Here is a 14640-nt window from a genome sequence, read left to right on the forward strand (position 1 = left end):
CTTTGGCCGTGACGAGGCGACGTGAAACTCTTTTCTACGGTGAACTGCTTGAACCGTGGCCGCATTCAACAAACCCCTGAACGTGAGAATCATCGATGATTATCCCGTACAGCACTGATGCTCCGATCCATCACTTCCCGTACATGACGATCGTGCTGATCGTCATCAACTGCATCACGTTTGCCATCACCGGCATGGGCTACAACGACGAAGGGTGGTTGCTGCAGTACGGCAACGGGCTGCATCCGCTCGAGTGGGTCGCTTAAAACTTCCTGCATTTCGGGATCGGGCATCTGCTCGCGAGCATGTTCTTCCTGTGGGCGTTCGGGATCGTCGTCGAGGGGAAGCTCGGCTGGTGGAAGTTTCTGTGCGTCTATCTGTCGATCGGCATCTTGGCGGGGCACTCATTCAACTGACGATGCTCGGTTACAAGCCGATGTTCGACATGGGTGACTTCGCGTCGTCGCGCGAATCGCCGCCGTGGTCGTGGCTCGAACCGACACCGGCCTTCGCTTGAGACGAAGACGGGGACGATGGTCCCGACATGGCTCCCGGTGGCGAAGGTTTTTCGGTGGGGCCATTCCCAAGGATTGGCGGCAACGATGACCAGCTCGATCCGAAGGCGATGAAGGAGCTTCAACGCGAACTCATGAAGATGACGCGGCCGGGGGCGGGCGGTGCGTCACTGGTCGTCTTCGCGCTGCTCGGCATGGTGCTGGTGGGGGCTGCCTCGACGCTGCTGCCGCGCTTGATGACGCTCAGGAACTGGACGGTGCTGGGCTGCCTCGGCTCGGCGCTGGCCCTCGTCGGCCTCGTGGCCGCGGCAAAGGTCGGCCCCGGCTGGCCGTTGAAGCCATCGGTCTTCGCGCTGGGCTTCTGCAACGGCGTGTTCGCGGTGGCGGCCATCGGTTCGATGTTCAACATGGCCAACAACGGCACATCACGTGAAGGCGTGCGCATGGGCCTGTTCGGCGCGTCGCAGGCAATCGCCTTCGGCATCGGCGGCTTTGCGGGAACGGCACTGGCCGACATTTCACGCATGGTGCTGGGCTCACCGGTCATGGCCTATGCGACGGTTTTTGCGGTCGAGGCGTGCTTCTTCATCGTGGCGGCACTGCTTGCCGCAGCGGTGGGTGCGAAGGACGGCTTCGGCGAGACGGCAAACCCCCTGGTGCTCGCTGCGCGACACCAGGCAAGCGGGAGTTAGCAACATGCTGGCAGAAACGATTTTTGACCTCGTGGTGGTCGGCGGCGGACCTTCGGGCGCCACCGCGGCACATGATGCCGCCAGGGCGGGCCTGACGGTTGCGCTGCTCGACAGGGCAGGGCGCATCAAGCCCTGCGGTGGCGCCATTCCGCCGCGCTGCATCCGCGACTTCGAAATTCCGCCGGAAATGCTGGTGGCGCGCATCTTCTCCGCCCGCATCATTTCGCCGACCGACCGCAAGGTCGACATGCCGGTGACCAATTCCTATGTCGGCATGGTGGACCGCGGCCCCTTCGACGAGTGGCTGCGTGAACGCGCCGCGAGTGCTGGTGCCGAGCGCCGCACCGGCACCTATGAAAGCTTCTCGCGCGATGGCTATGGCACTGCCACCGTCCACTACAAGGAGAAGGACGGAACACCGGGAACGCTGCGCGCGCGCTGCGTGATCGGGGCTGATGGTGCGCTGTCGAAGATCGGCAAGGACACGGTGCGCGGCGCGCACAAGGTGCCTTACGTCTTCGCCTATCACGAGATCATCGAGGCGCCCGAAGGGCGGTCCGAGGAATATGAGTCCGACCGCTGCGACGTCTATTACAGCGGCGCCCTGTCGCCCGACTTCTATGCCTGGGTGTTTCCGCATGGGAAGACGATGAGCGTTGGTACGGGCAGTGCCAACAAGGGCTTCTCGCTGAAAGGTGCGGTCGCCGACCTGCGCCAGCAGATGGGCTTTGACGGCCAGACGCTACGCCGCGAAGGTGCGCCCATTCCTTTGAAGCCGCTGAAGCGTTGGGACAATGGCCGCGACGTGGTGCTGGCGGGCGATGCCGCGGGCGTCGTGGCGCCGGCCTCGGGCGAGGGTATCTATTATGCCATGCTGGGCGGGAGGCTGGCGGCAGACGCGGCCATCGGCTTCCTCAAGACGGGCGATGCGCGCCAGCTGGCAACCGCCCGCAAGCGCTTCATGAAGGAGCATGGCCGCATCTTCTTCATTCTCGGCATCATGCAGTATTTCTGGTACTCGAGCGACAAGCGCCGCGAAAGCTTCGTGAAGATGTGCGAGGACAAGGACGTGCAGCGCCTGACCTGGGAGTCCTACACCGAGAAGAAACTGTCCCGCAAAGGACCCATCGCCCACGTCAAGATTTTCCTCAAGGACATGGCGCATCTTTTGGGTATTGTCCGGCCGACATGAGCTGGACACCCGAATTCCTCTGGCCGCTCGGCATTGCCTCTGCGGTCACCATTGTCGTTGCCATAGCCGGTGCGGTGCTGACCGAGACCGGCGACTGGTATGACACCCTGAAGAAGCCCGCGTGGAAGCCGCCGGACTGGGCCTTTGGCCCGGTGTGGACAACGATCTTCGTGCTGGCGGTGATCGCCACGGCGCTTGCATGGCAGGCGGCAGAGGGGACGGGTGCCCGGCCGATGATCTTCTGGGTGCTGGCCATCAATGCCATCGTCAACATCGCGTGGAGCGGCATCTTCTTCAAGATGCGCCGCCCCGACTGGGCGCTGCGCGAGGTTGTGCTGCTGTGGTTCTCGGTGCTCAGCCTCGTCATCGTATTGGGCTCGGCGTCCACCTGGGCGGGCATCCTGCTGGCGCCCTATCTGCTGTGGGTATCCATCGCCTCCTTCCTCAACCTGCGCATCGTGCAGATGAACGGGCCCTTCGGGTGATCCGGCCATGGAGCAATTCGTATACTCAGGTCAGATCGCGACGGTGATGCTGGTGGTGCTGGCCATCGAGATTGCCGTTGCGGGATACTACTTTTGGCGGAGGCAAAGGACCTTCCTCCTGTTGTCATTTGTGGCAAATAGCCTTGCCGGGGCGTGTCTGGTGCTGGCGCTGCGCGCCGCGCTGCAGCAATCGGGATGGCTCTTTGTCGCAATCTACCTGGTTGGCGGACTGCTTGCGCATCTGGCCGATGTGGTTCTAAGACTGAGCGCTACAAGACATGCCGAGGGCGTGCCTTCCTCCGATTGAACTGACGTCAAACCGTGAAGGAATATCCGATGATCAAGAAAGCCGTCTTCGCCGCACTGGCCTCTGCCGTGCTGTTCGCCGCCCCGGCCCATGCCGCGGGTGATGCCGCCGCCGGCGAAAAGGTCTTCGCCCAGTGCAAGGCCTGCCACGAGAACCAGAAGGGCGTGAACAAGATCGGCCCGACGCTGAAGGGCGTTGTCGGACGCAAGACCGCCTCGGTGCCGGACTACAAGTATTCCGAAGCCATGGCTGCCAAGGGTGCGGCGGGCCAAGTGTGGGACGAAGCGACTCTCACCGCCTACCTGCCCAACCCCAAGGCCTATGTGCCCGGCACCAAGATGGCCTTCGGCGGCCTGAAGAAGCCTGAGGATGTGCAGAACATCATCGCCTATCTCGCGGCCAATCCCTGATCGCTCGGCACCTGATCGGCTCAGGCGTCTAGCCGCATGAGCGAGATCGAGCGCCGCAAGCGCGATCATATCGATATCGTCCTGGCCGGCGCGGCACGCCACAGCGTGCCCGCCGGGTTTGATCATGTGCGCTTCCGGCACAATGCCCTGCCGGAGGTTGACTACGCTGTCATCGACCTCTCCACCACGTTCCTCGGGCGCCCGCTGCGGCTGCCCTTCCTCGCCTCGTCGATGACCGGCGGCCCGGACGTCTCCGACCGCATCAACCGCGCCATCGCCGAAGCGGCCGAGCAGCTGGGCTTCGCCATGGGCGTCGGCTCCCAGCGCATCTCGCTCACCACGAAGGACAGTTCGGGCCTGGGGCCTGAGCTTCGCCGCATCGCGCCCTCAATTCCCATCTACGGAAATCTCGGCGCCGTGCAGCTCGTCAATGGCATGGGGCTGGAGGAGGCCCACCGCGCGGTGGACCAGCTTCAGGCCGATGCGCTGATCCTCCACCTCAACCCCGTGCAGGAAGCCGTGCAGCCGGGTGGCGACCGCAACTGGGCAGGTGTCGAGGCCGCAATCGAAAAGCTGGCCCGCGTATTGCCGGTGCCCGTCATCGCCAAGGAAGTGGGCAGCGGCATTTCCGGAGAGGTGGCGCGCCGCCTCGTCGCCTGTGGCGTTGCCGCCATCGACGTGGCAGGCGCCGGTGGCACCAGCTGGGCCGCCGTCGAAGGCGCGCGCCTGAGCGAGCCCGATGGCCAGAACCTCGGCGAGATCTTCCGTGACTGGGGCATCCCCACGCCCGTCTGCCTCGCGGAGGTGCGCGCTGTGTGTCCGGACACGCCGCTCATCGCGTCCGGCGGCATCCGCCACGGGCTGGACGCCGCCAGGGCCATCCGACTGGGCGCCAGTCTCGCAGGCCAGGCCGCATCGCTGCTGCCCGCCGCCATGAAAGGCACGGAGGCCGTCGTCGCCCACGTCGAAGCCTTCGCCAACGCGCTGCGTATTGCGTGCCTTGCCACAGGGTCGAAGGACCTGAAGGCGCTGGGCAGGGCCCCACTGCTCTAACGGCCTTCCGTCCTCCACCCCTCTCATCATGCCCGGGCTCGACCCGGGCATCCTTTACTGAACCGCCAAAAGGGATCGCCGGGTCACGCCCGGCGATGATGAAGGCGAATGCTGTGGCGGAGCGCTTGCTACTGCCGCTTGGTCAGCAACGGCAGGCCCAGTGCGGAGGAGAGCGGCGTTGGGTTGTTCGACAGGAACGGGAGGCCGAGCTTGCCGCGATCGCCAAACACACCGTTGGTCAGCAGCGGCATTCCGATGGCCTCTGACAGGCCGCAGTCGCTGGAGGTGAGCGCCGGAATGCCGATTGCCCGCGAGGCCGGATCCGGGTCGTCGATCAGCACCGGCAGCACCATCGTGCTGGAGAAGGGTGTTGCCTCGTCCCAAATGCGATCGGGCGCGGCCTTCGGCATGCCCGAGTCGATCGGGCCATGCGAGTCGAGGATGTATTCCGCCACCTTGCCGGTGCCGAAGGGGGCATGGACCGTTACCAGCGAATGGCCGGCGGCAACGCCCTTGGCATAGATCTTGGCATCCGCCAGCAGCACGTGGCCTTGCGCGATCTGCGCGGCAATGGCCGACACCGGCACGTCGGAACCGGAGGGTGACACCACGTTGATGTCGCCATAGCCTTCCTCGCGCAGCTCGTCGGCGGCATTCTTGGCCGCTGTTGCGTTGGCAAACATCCGGGTGATTTCGTGGCTCATGTTGGCTCCTTCTCCATGCGGGTTGGGGGGCAGCTCATCGAATATGAGCCGTGTTGGCTGGAACAGCCCCGGCGGGGCCTCTGATGAGGGCAGTCATGGTAACGATGGCGGCAATCAGCAGGATCACCTCCAGGATATAGACCGAAAGATAGGGTGTCAGCACGCTTCCGGGCTCCAGCGAGGAGAGCGTGTCGCGGATGACGCCGCCCAGCGCCACGCCGATGCCGGCAGCCGTTGCCTGCACCGCACCCCAGGCACCGAGCGCCAGGCCGCGTTGCTCCGGCGGAGCACTGTTCATGGTGGCGGTCAGCGTGCCGTGGCCGAACAGGCCGGCGCCAAAGCCGATCAGGAAGGTGCCGAGTCCGAACAGCACCGGCGACATCAGCGGGGCCGCCAGGATGATCATGAGGAAGGCCGGAACGCCCACCATGGCGCCGAGGGATGCCATGCGGAAGGCATCGAAGCCGCGGCTGAGCACATAGGACGCGAGGCTGAAGCCGATGAGCCCGCCCGCCGCCATCGCCGCGGTCAGCAGCGTGGTGCGCGACACCGCAAGGCCCAGCACCTGGCCGCCATAGGGCTCCAGCATCACGTCCTGCATCGAGAAGGCGAGCGTGCCGACGCCGACAGCGATCAGCCGCGCCAGCGCCCTGTCGCCCGCCATGAAGCTCGACCAGGATTCCTGGAATGTCGGGTCGGGGGCCGTGGCATGGCGGGGCTTGGCCCGGCCGCGCGCCTCCTGTTTCCACACCGCAATGCCGTTGAGCACCAGCGTGGCGACGCCCGCACCCTGGATCACCTGCACGAGGCGACCGTTCGAGAAGTTGGCGAGAAGCGCACCGAAGATCAGTGCGCTGATGATCGAGCCCGCCAGCAGCGAGACATACATGAGGCCCACGACATTGGGCTGCTTCTCGGGCGGGGTGAGGTCGGTGGCCAGCGCCAGGCCGACGGTCTGGGTGATGTTCAGCCCCGCACCCACCAGCAGGAAGGCGAGGCCTGCGGCCAGCTGGCCAACGAGAGGAGGTACCTCAGCCGCATGTCCCTGGCGCGCCAGCACGAGAAGCGCGAAGGGCATGATGGCAAGCCCGCCGAACTGCAGCATCGTGCCCTTGTAGATATAAGGAACCCGCTTCCAGCCGAGCTCGGAGCGGTGGGTGTCCGACTTGAAGCCGATCAGTGCGCGAAACGGCGCTGCGACCAGTGGCAGCGCCAGCATCACGGCGACGAGCGAAGCGGGAACACCGAGTTCCACGATCATCACCCGGTTCAGCGTGCCGACCAGCAGCACCAGCGTCATGCCGGCGCAAACCTGAAACAGTGAGAGCCGCAGCAGGCGCGACAGCGGCACGTCCTCGGTCGCCGCATCCGCGAAGGGCAGATACTTCGTTCCGAGCCCGGCCCAGGCTCTCATCATGCTCTGGCTGATGCGGTTCATGGCGTATTGACGCTCAGATGATGAAGATGGTCGTGCGGGAGGAGAGCGGACATTCGCAGTCCGCGCACCTCCCGCGCTGTCGTTGCCGTCCGTTGCGGAACGGCCGCGTCATGCTACTTGGCGGCCAGTTTCGAGCCGTCGAGTGTTCCATCGGGTGTCACCTTCACGGTGATGACATAGCCATCGCCGGTCTTCGTGACATTCGACGCCACCGGAGCGATGGTGGTGTCGACGGCGGCCGTCTTGGCCGCGGCGCCCTGCCAGAAGTTCGACATCCAGGTGGTGTGCGTCATCACTGACGCATGGACCACGAGAGACGTCACCGCCACACCGCCGATGAACAGCGGAAGGCCGACCGTCGGGTTGACGACGCACCAGATTCTACCTTGGTTCATGTCATGTCCCTCCTAGTGCAGCCATGGCGAGTAGATGTACGCCAGCAGATGGGCGAAAAGGGCAATCACGAAGAACACACGCGCGCCGTCAATGACGTGCTTGTGGAGCTCTTCTGACTCCTTGATGGTAAGGCCGGTGGGCCAAACCCTGTTGGGATCGTCAATCATCTAGCTTGTACCTCCAGATTCAGACTTGCGTTTCGTGCTGTACCCGCACGCAGGTTTCCCGTCATTTCATCAACGACAAGGTTCGGGTTGCTCGCGGTCCTCATGGATTGGGAACCGAGAGTTCGGGGTAGCTCTTGGCCATCGAGAAGCCATAGAGCGGCTTGTTCACGCCGTTGTGGCAGGTGGCGCAGTTCGTCTTGTAGACGTCGCCCTCAGGGCCCTTGCGGTTGGCCGGGAAGACGTCGGTCAGTGAGCCGATGTATGTGCTGTTGATGTCGCGCACCATCTGGATGCCGTGCCAGGCAGTGACGCGCTGCGGCCGGCTCTGCTCCCAGTTCGAGAAGGCGCGGGTGTTGTGGCAGAAGGTGCAGTTCTGACCGAGCGCCGTCGACATGTGCATCATCAGCGCATAGGTCTTCTCTGTCGCCTTGATGTCGGAACCCGTGCCGCCCGGCAGCGCCGTGGTGGCCTGCACGCGGATGACCTCGGCCGGCTTGTTGAGAAGGGTGGTGAAGGGATCATAGGGCAGCGAGGAAAAGGCCGGGACCGGCTGGCCCGCGAGGTTCTGGCCGTCGCGGCTGGCAGCCATGCCGCCTGCCTGCTTCGGCCCCGGGTTGGTGGCCCAGACATTGGCCGGCACCGGCTGGCCGCGGTGGCAGGTGTAGCAGGTGACGCCGGTTTCCGCGACGTGGCTCTTGTACTGGGTGTTGATGGCCCGGGTCATCTGCAGCATGCGCCGTGCGACGACCTTGGTGTATATCTCGTCCGAGGCCATGTTCTCGACGTTGTGGCAATAGGCGCAGGAGGCGTTGTCGCCTTCCTGCGGAGCCACCCACAGCGTGATGGCGCCCATCAGGCGGTTGAACTGCGCGGTGTCGAGGTCGCCCAGCACCTGCACGTTCTTGTAGTTTTCCTTGTCGTCCTTCACGAGTACGCCGTCATTGGGGACGGGGTCGTCAGGAGTCGGCAGCGGGTTGGCGGCCTTGACCTTCTCGGCGAGGCGCGGGTTGGTGATCTTGTCCATCCCCAGACCGCGGAAGCCGAGCTGGGTCGACTCCATTGGCGGGCGTTCCCACTGCAGCATCATCGGGATGATGAGCAGGACCGCGATGACGGTGACGAGAAGCGAGGCGGTGAGGGTGGTGGCCGAAAGTTTCATCTGTCCACTCCTATTGCGCCGTCGCCGGATCGACGATGGGGGCCGTCAGGTCGAAGGGATACATAGGGGCAACGCCATGCTTCACCGACCAGAGGTACCAGTTGTCCACCACCGTGCCGGTGAGCAGGATGCCGATGCCGCCGACAAGCGGACACAGGACCGCGAACCACCACGCCCAGCGGTGGATCGACTCCATCGTGGCGTTGAAGCCCATGGTCCAGCGCCAGAACAGGGCCGCGCGTTCGGACGCCGTGCCACGATCGATGATCTGCTCGATCTCGCGCTCGCCGCCCAGCCGCGAAACGGAGAGGATGGTGGCGCCGTGCATGGCGAAGAGCAGTGCCGAGCCATAGAGGAAGGCGATCGAGAGCATGTGGAAGGGGTTGTAGAAGAGGTTGCCGTAGCGGATCGAGAAGGCCGCCGTCCAGTCGAGATGCGGGAAGATGCCGAAGGGCACGGCTTCCGAGAAATTGCCCATGAGCAGCGGGCGGATGAAGCCCAGCACGAGGTAAAGCCAGATCGCCGCGGCGAAGGCCCAGGCAATGTGCGTGCCCATGCCGAGCGCGCGGGCGCGCCTGTAAGTACGCACCCACCACAGCAGGATGGAGATGGTGAGGAAGAAGCCGGCCATCTGCCACCAGCCGCCCTCGCGCAGCGGTGCGAGCGCCAGGCCATACTTGGCCGGCGGCGGCTCGAGGCCGAGCCAGAACAGCTGGCGCACGAACTGGATCGGGTTCCAGTTCACCGAGGCCAGCATGTTGAGACCGATGATCTCGATGGCGATGAAGCCGCAGAGCAGCGACATGATGCCGATGCCGCCGATATAGATCGGGCCCAGCTGCGCATCGCCGATGATGCCCAAGAGCCAGTTGGTGGTGATGCCCTTTTCGCGCGGCCAGTTGCCGGGCTTCATGGGCACGCCCAGGTCATCAGGTCCGTGAACCTGAACGCGGGTGAAGATATTCTGATATTCGATCATCATGATGTCATGTCCTCCGCGCTCAAGACCAGATCGGCAGGTCGAGCCACCAGTTCCACCATTCGGGCCAGCCGCGGGTCCAGAAGGGCCCCGAGATCACGATGCAGACGGCGCTGAAGAAGACAGCGCCCAGCGCCAGGAAAAGGCCCAAGCGATGGATGCCCAGCGTGCCGATCGAATAGCCGATGTGATCGCGGAAGAAGCTGTTCTCGTGTTCGGCCGTCTTCACCGTTTCGCCCTTGGGCGGATTGGTGGCCGACAGCACGAGGCCGCCGTGCATCGCCAGCGCCAGCGTGCAGGTGAAGAACAGCGTGATGGCGATCATATGCGCCGGATTGTAGTGGAAGTGGAGATACTGGTAGCCGACGTTCGACACCCAATCGAGATGGCTGATGATGCCATAGGGAAAGCCATGGCCCCAGGCGCCCAGCAGGAATGGCCGGATTATCTCGAGCGTCACATAGGCCAGGATGGCGAAGGAGAAGGCCACCGGCACATGAAGGCCGATGCCGAGTTTGCGGCAGATTTCCACCTCGCGCAGCGCCCAGCTGACGAAGGCGCCGGTGGCGCAGACGGTGATGATCTGCCACAGCCCGCCCTGCTTCAGCGGCGCCAGCGCCAGGCCATAGCTGAGGTCCGGCGGTGCGATATTGATCTGCCAGAGGTTCCAGGTGCCGCCGATCGCCGCGCCATAGACGATGAGCGCGGTGCCGATCGAGGCGAAGAAGGCCGTGAGCACGCCGAAGAAACCGACGTAGAAGGGGCCGACCCAGAAGTCGAACAGGTCGCCTCCGATCAACGTTCCGCCGCGGACGCGGTATTTCTTCTCGAAGCTCAGCATGGCCATGATGGTCACTCCTGCCGGCGGAGGCCGGCGATCTTGTCATTGCCGGTCGAACCGGCCCTCATGTCTCGGTGTGGTGTGTGGACGGAACGCGTCGGTGAAGGCCCGTTCCGTCCACAAGAGTTGCGGAATGGGCGGCCTCAGCCGACCATCTCGCTGATCGTGACGTCCATGCTCGCGGCCTTCTTCGCCACGCCGCCCTCGAGCCAGTTGAACCGGTCGGTGGACAGCAGAATGAAGTGGATGACGAGAGCGAGAACGAACAGGAAGGTCGCCATCGCGACGAGCGTCCTGCGCGGATCGAACAACAGCCAAATGCGCCACATATCCAATCCTCCTTTACGTGAACATCGACGTGAGCGTGCCGAGAAGCGGGCTCAGGTCGGTGCTTTCATAGCCATTGGGTCCAGGAATCCACGGGCGCCATTGCCAGGCCAGGAAGTGGGCGACGATCGCCACCAAGGTGAAGGCAATGAAGCTCGAAACGAAGATCGCGTGAAATTCCTTTGCTTCGGCTTCGGTCAGGCCGGAAATTCCCGACCCTTTGTTATCGGCCATGTTACTGACCTCCGTCTGAGGGCCTTGTTGAAGGGCCCGTTACCGCTGAGTGACCGCGCGGCCCGGTTACCCGCCTTGCTCCGGAGAGCGCTGCGAATAGGAAACCCTTCACATGAACGCGAAGGGAATTGAGTTGTATGTCGCGGCCTTGGCGGCGGCGAAGATCGACTTGCCGTCGTCATGGCCGCCGACCCGCGGGCGCACGCTGCGCGGCACGAGCCGGGTGGCGGTGATCGCCACGAAGAACACGGCGAAGGCCAGCCACATGAGGAGGCTGAACTCCAGTTTCGAGTCTTCCTGGCGGTGGGCGTTGATCATCGACATGCTGTTATCTCCCGATGTCAGTAGGAAAGAGGTTGGAGAGCAGCGTCATCACGCGAGCTCCCGGGTTGCAGAACGTACGTCTTCTTCGGCGACTGTTGCGGAACCCTGCTTGCGCGCATGGGCTTCCGCCCCGTCACGCAGGCGCTTGGCCGCGGAAATCCTCACGAGCACCGGCTGGCGCTCGAGCCATTCATCGAGGAACGACTTGGCATCGGCGTCCCAGGCGATGTCCTGCTCACGCTTTGCTGGCGTGGCCTCGACCTTGTCCATGTCGGGGCCGAGCGGCAGGATGTTGAACAGCGCATCGAACAGCGCGTTGCACACTTCCTGGATGAGGTAGGTCGCACCTGCGTAGCCCATGAAGGGCGTGCCGGTGTGGCGGCGAATGATGGCGCCGGGGAAGGAGGCGGGTATATACATGGCCCGGCCACCGGCTTCCGCCAGGTACATGCGCTCGTTGTAGCTGCCGAACAGGATGAGCGGCGTCTTCTCTTTCACCAGTGCGCGGATCGCCACGTTGTCGGTCTTCTCGCCCGACTTGCGCGAGACGGCGAAGTTGCAGGGGAGCCCCATTTCCTCGCCGAGGAAATTCTCGAGGCCGCGCGCATAGGTTTCGCTGGCGACGACGCCGAAGCTCGCCGTGCCGAAGAAGTCCTGCGTCACCGAGCGCCACAGGTCCCACAGCGGCTTGATGGTGGTGTGCTTCTCGCGCGCGATGAAGGGCTCGGGGTCAAGTCCCAGGATCTCGCCCAGCTTGCGCAAGAACTTGGTGGTGGAATGAAGCCCGATGGGCGCCTGCAGATAGGGGCGATCGAGCGCTTCGCACAGCTTGCGGCCGAATTCGCGGTACATGCAGATGTTGGCTTCGGCATTGGCCAGCTTCGGCACATCAGCCAGGTGGCTGCCGAGCGGGAAGGCCATGTTCACTTCCGCGCCGATGCCTTCGACCAGGCGGCGGATCTCGGCCAGGTCCGAGGCGGAGTTGAAGGTGCCGTAAATGGTGCCGATGATGTTGACTCGGGGGCGCTCGCCTTCCTTGCGGGGCTTGGCGGAGGGAACCTGCTTCTTCTTGATGCCGAATTCGGTCCACAGCCAGTTCAGCGCGCGGTCGGCGGACTGCCACTGGTCTTCGTCGATGGTGCGCGGCAGGAAGCGCTGGATGCCAGTGCCCTGCGGCGTGACACCGCCGCCGATCATCTCGGCGATGGAACCGGTGACGACGACGCTCGGCATGGTGGGGTCGAGCGTCTTGTGGGCGCGGCGCATGGCGCCTTCGGTGCCGTGCTGGCCGAGCTCTTCTTCCGAGAGGCCGGTGACGACGATCGGCAGCTCATGCGGGGGAAGCGCGTCAGTGTAATGGAGGACGGATGTGACCGGCAGGTTCTCGCAGCCGACCGGGCCGTCGATGATCACCTGCAATCCCTTGATCGCGGTGAAGACGTAGACGGCACCCCAATATCCGCCTGCGCGGTCGTGATCGATCACGAACATGGCGTCACCTGTGCTCTGGCGATGGTTGTCATGTGCCCACCGCCTCTTCCGACTTGGCCTTGGCGGCCAGCATGCCGGCGTATTTCTTGCGGAACTCCGGGCGGTCGACCGGGGTCTCCTCCCACACGCCGGCGGCATGGCCTTCGCCCACACCCTCGAAGAAGTCCCGCATGGTGTCGAAGCGCGCCTTGTTGGCGAGTGCCGCGTTGATCACCTGCGCGAGCGAGCCCGCGCCTGCAGGGCCCATCAAGGGCCGCGCCGAGATCAGGTTGGTGAAGTACAAGGCCGGGATCGACATGGACTTGGCCTTCTGCACCACCGGCGTCGTGCCGATGGCGAGGTCTGGCTTTGCATCCTTCATTGCCGCGATGTCCTGCTCCAGCGAGGCGCGGAACTGGATGGTGACGCCGCGCGCCTCCAGCCACTCACGGTCGGCGTCCGACCAGCGCGTCTTGGGGCAGGCGGTGCCGACGTAGGGCACCTCTGCACCGCTCTCGATCAGCAGGCGGGCGACGAGGAGCTCGGAACCTTCATAGCCTGACACCGTGATGCGGCCCTTGATGGGCTTTGCTGCAAGGGCACCCTTGATGGCGGGGAGAATGGCATTCTGTGCTGCGGCCACCTTGGCGGGTGCCACGTTGCAGGCATCACCGATTGCCTGAAGCCAGGCGGCGGTGCCGTCATGGCCGACGGGCGCAGAACCGACGACCGTGCGGCCGGCGGTCTCGAACTCGCGGACCGAGGCCGTGTAGAAGGGGTGGATGGCCGCCACGGCGGCACAATCGAAGGCCGAGAACAGCTCGCGCCATTCGCGCACCGGAACGACGGGGCCGGCGGCAAGCCCCATCGGCTCCAGCATCCGGCCGATCGAAACGGGGTCAACCGGGAACATTTCGCCCAGCAGCGTGATGGTGGGGAGAGCTCCACGCGCGGTGCGAGGTGCCGCAACCGGGCCCTGGCGGATTTCCTCGGCGGCATAGCGCAGCATGGCGCCTGACAGCACGTCCTTGGCTTCCGCGTGAGTCGGCACACCGAAGCCCGGCACGTCGATGCCGATGATGCGCACGCCGTTGATCTCCTTCGGCAGCAGCTGCAGCGGCACGCCCGACGCAGTCGGAACGCAGAGGTTGGTGATGACGATGGTGTCGTAGTCTTCGGGCTTGGCGAGGTTGAACACTGCTTCGCGGATATCCTCGAACAGCTTGCCGGTGACCAGCGTCTCGGAATTGAACGGCACATAGCCGACGCTGCGGCGCGCGCCATAGAAGTGGGACGTGAAGGTCAGGCCATAGACGCAGCAGGCCGAGCCCGAGAGGATGGTCGCGGTGCGCCGCATGCGAAGCCCCACGCGAAGCGAGCCGAAGGCGGGGCACATGCTCTGCGGCTGGTCATGGGGCCCGAGCGCATAGTCACGCGCATATTGCTCGAGCACTTCGCTCTTGCCCGCGGCGGCCGCGGCCTTGGTCAGTTCTTCCTTGCCTGCATGGCAGGACACGCCGGCAGCATCCGCCGCCTTGGGCGCCGGTTCCGTTCCGGGTCTCGTCCTGTCGATGAGGGTGGTTGCCATGTGCCTTACACCGCGTCGTAGATGACTTCGAGGGACGGCTTCACGATCAGCGTGCCGCCGCACATGTCTTCAAGGGAGGCTGGTTCCAGCACCACGTTGCGGCCCACCGTGTCGCCCGAGAACAGGCCGAGCAGGCCGTCCTGGTCGAGCGGTGTAGGGCGCATGGGCGGGGCGGTGGCCACGTTCTCGGCGAGTTCCGCGAACATGGCACCCCATTCGCCGCCCGGACGGCCGATGATTTCATAATTGGCGCTCTTGCGCCGGATGTCCTCGTTGGCCGGAATGGCGGAGAGCACGGGGATGCCCACCTTTTCGGCAAAGGCCGCGGCCTCGCCCGTGCCGTCATCCTTGTTGATGAC

General features: G+C 64.5%; 19 protein-coding genes and 1 pseudogene. 7 read left to right on the forward strand and 13 right to left on the reverse strand.

What is annotated here, in order from left to right:
- The first annotated feature begins 95 nt into the window (after positions 1-95).
- The 7 genes from WCJ41_RS16195 (at position 96) to fni (ending at position 4654) form a co-directional block, all read left to right on the forward strand.
- Positions 96-266 (forward strand): hypothetical protein, encoded by a 171-nt coding sequence (locus WCJ41_RS16195; protein ID WP_336906872.1) that lies wholly within the window; start codon positions 96-98, stop codon positions 264-266.
- Positions 267-544: 278 nt separating this feature from the next.
- Positions 545-1207: a PucC family protein gene (locus tag WCJ41_RS16200; RefSeq protein ID WP_336906873.1), complete on the forward strand. Its 663-nt coding sequence runs from the start codon at positions 545-547 to the stop codon at positions 1205-1207.
- 4 nt (positions 1208-1211) lie between these two features.
- Positions 1212-2399: a geranylgeranyl diphosphate reductase gene (locus WCJ41_RS16205; protein WP_336906874.1), complete on the forward strand. Its 1188-nt coding sequence runs from the start codon at positions 1212-1214 to the stop codon at positions 2397-2399.
- Positions 2396-2884, forward strand: coding sequence for a TspO/MBR family protein (locus tag WCJ41_RS16210; protein ID WP_336906875.1), 489 nt, complete (start codon positions 2396-2398; stop codon positions 2882-2884). Before WCJ41_RS16205 ends, WCJ41_RS16210 begins: the two co-directional genes overlap by 4 nt.
- Before the next feature lie 7 nt (positions 2885-2891).
- A complete protein-coding gene (locus tag WCJ41_RS16215) occupies positions 2892-3191 on the forward strand; it encodes a hypothetical protein (RefSeq protein WP_336906876.1) in 300 nt (99 codons plus the stop codon).
- A 29-nt stretch (positions 3192-3220) separates the two neighbouring features.
- Complete coding sequence (locus WCJ41_RS16220; protein ID WP_336906877.1) at positions 3221-3601, forward strand: cytochrome c family protein; 381 nt, start codon at positions 3221-3223, stop codon at positions 3599-3601.
- Positions 3602-3637: 36 nt separating this feature from the next.
- On the forward strand, positions 3638-4654 hold the full coding sequence (gene fni / locus WCJ41_RS16225; RefSeq protein WP_336906878.1) for a type 2 isopentenyl-diphosphate Delta-isomerase: 1017 nt from the start codon (positions 3638-3640) through the stop codon (positions 4652-4654).
- A 128-nt stretch (positions 4655-4782) separates the two neighbouring features.
- Here the strand turns inward: fni and WCJ41_RS16230 are convergent, their stop codons facing one another.
- The 13 genes and pseudogenes from WCJ41_RS16230 to WCJ41_RS16290 all read right to left on the reverse strand — a co-directional run.
- Entirely contained in the window at positions 4783-5358 is a 576-nt protein-coding gene (locus WCJ41_RS16230) for a hypothetical protein (RefSeq protein ID WP_336906879.1), read from the reverse strand.
- Between the two features lie 34 nt (positions 5359-5392).
- A complete protein-coding gene (locus WCJ41_RS16235; protein ID WP_336906880.1) occupies positions 5393-6796 on the reverse strand; it encodes a PucC family protein in 1404 nt (467 codons plus the stop codon).
- A 113-nt stretch (positions 6797-6909) separates the two neighbouring features.
- Positions 6910-7191: a light-harvesting protein gene (locus WCJ41_RS16240; protein WP_336906881.1), complete on the reverse strand. Its 282-nt coding sequence runs from the start codon at positions 7189-7191 to the stop codon at positions 6910-6912.
- Positions 7192-7203: 12 nt separating this feature from the next.
- Positions 7204-7359, reverse strand: a complete 156-nt coding sequence (gene pufB, locus WCJ41_RS16245; RefSeq protein WP_336906882.1) for a light-harvesting antenna LH1, beta subunit — start codon at positions 7357-7359, stop codon at positions 7204-7206.
- 100 nt (positions 7360-7459) lie between these two features.
- Positions 7460-8518, reverse strand: a complete 1059-nt coding sequence (gene pufC / locus WCJ41_RS16250; RefSeq protein ID WP_336906883.1) for a photosynthetic reaction center cytochrome PufC — start codon at positions 8516-8518, stop codon at positions 7460-7462.
- Between the two features lie 10 nt (positions 8519-8528).
- Positions 8529-9497, reverse strand: coding sequence for a photosynthetic reaction center subunit M (pufM, locus tag WCJ41_RS16255; RefSeq protein WP_336906890.1), 969 nt, complete (start codon positions 9495-9497; stop codon positions 8529-8531).
- Between the two features lie 22 nt (positions 9498-9519).
- Positions 9520-10344, reverse strand: coding sequence for a photosynthetic reaction center subunit L (gene pufL / locus WCJ41_RS16260; protein WP_336906884.1), 825 nt, complete (start codon positions 10342-10344; stop codon positions 9520-9522).
- A 137-nt stretch (positions 10345-10481) separates the two neighbouring features.
- A complete protein-coding gene (pufA, locus tag WCJ41_RS16265; RefSeq protein WP_336906885.1) occupies positions 10482-10667 on the reverse strand; it encodes a light-harvesting antenna LH1, alpha subunit in 186 nt (61 codons plus the stop codon).
- A gap of 13 nt (positions 10668-10680) precedes the next feature.
- Positions 10681-10899, reverse strand: coding sequence for a light-harvesting antenna LH1, beta subunit (gene pufB / locus WCJ41_RS16270; RefSeq protein WP_336906886.1), 219 nt, complete (start codon positions 10897-10899; stop codon positions 10681-10683).
- Between the two features lie 108 nt (positions 10900-11007).
- On the reverse strand, positions 11008-11223 hold the full coding sequence (locus WCJ41_RS16275) for a hypothetical protein (protein ID WP_336906887.1): 216 nt from the start codon (positions 11221-11223) through the stop codon (positions 11008-11010).
- A 48-nt stretch (positions 11224-11271) separates the two neighbouring features.
- Complete coding sequence (gene bchZ, locus WCJ41_RS16280) at positions 11272-12714, reverse strand: chlorophyllide a reductase subunit Z (protein ID WP_336906888.1); 1443 nt, start codon at positions 12712-12714, stop codon at positions 11272-11274.
- Between the two features lie 28 nt (positions 12715-12742).
- Complete coding sequence (gene bchY / locus WCJ41_RS16285) at positions 12743-14281, reverse strand: chlorophyllide a reductase subunit Y (protein WP_336906889.1); 1539 nt, start codon at positions 14279-14281, stop codon at positions 12743-12745.
- Between the two features lie 5 nt (positions 14282-14286).
- Positions 14287-14640: pseudogene (locus WCJ41_RS16290) on the reverse strand (chlorophyllide reductase iron protein subunit X); the annotation flags it as partial.

The organism is Aestuariivirga sp., assembly GCF_037139295.1.
In the GTDB taxonomy this organism is placed as follows: domain Bacteria; phylum Pseudomonadota; class Alphaproteobacteria; order Rhizobiales; family Aestuariivirgaceae; genus Aestuariivirga.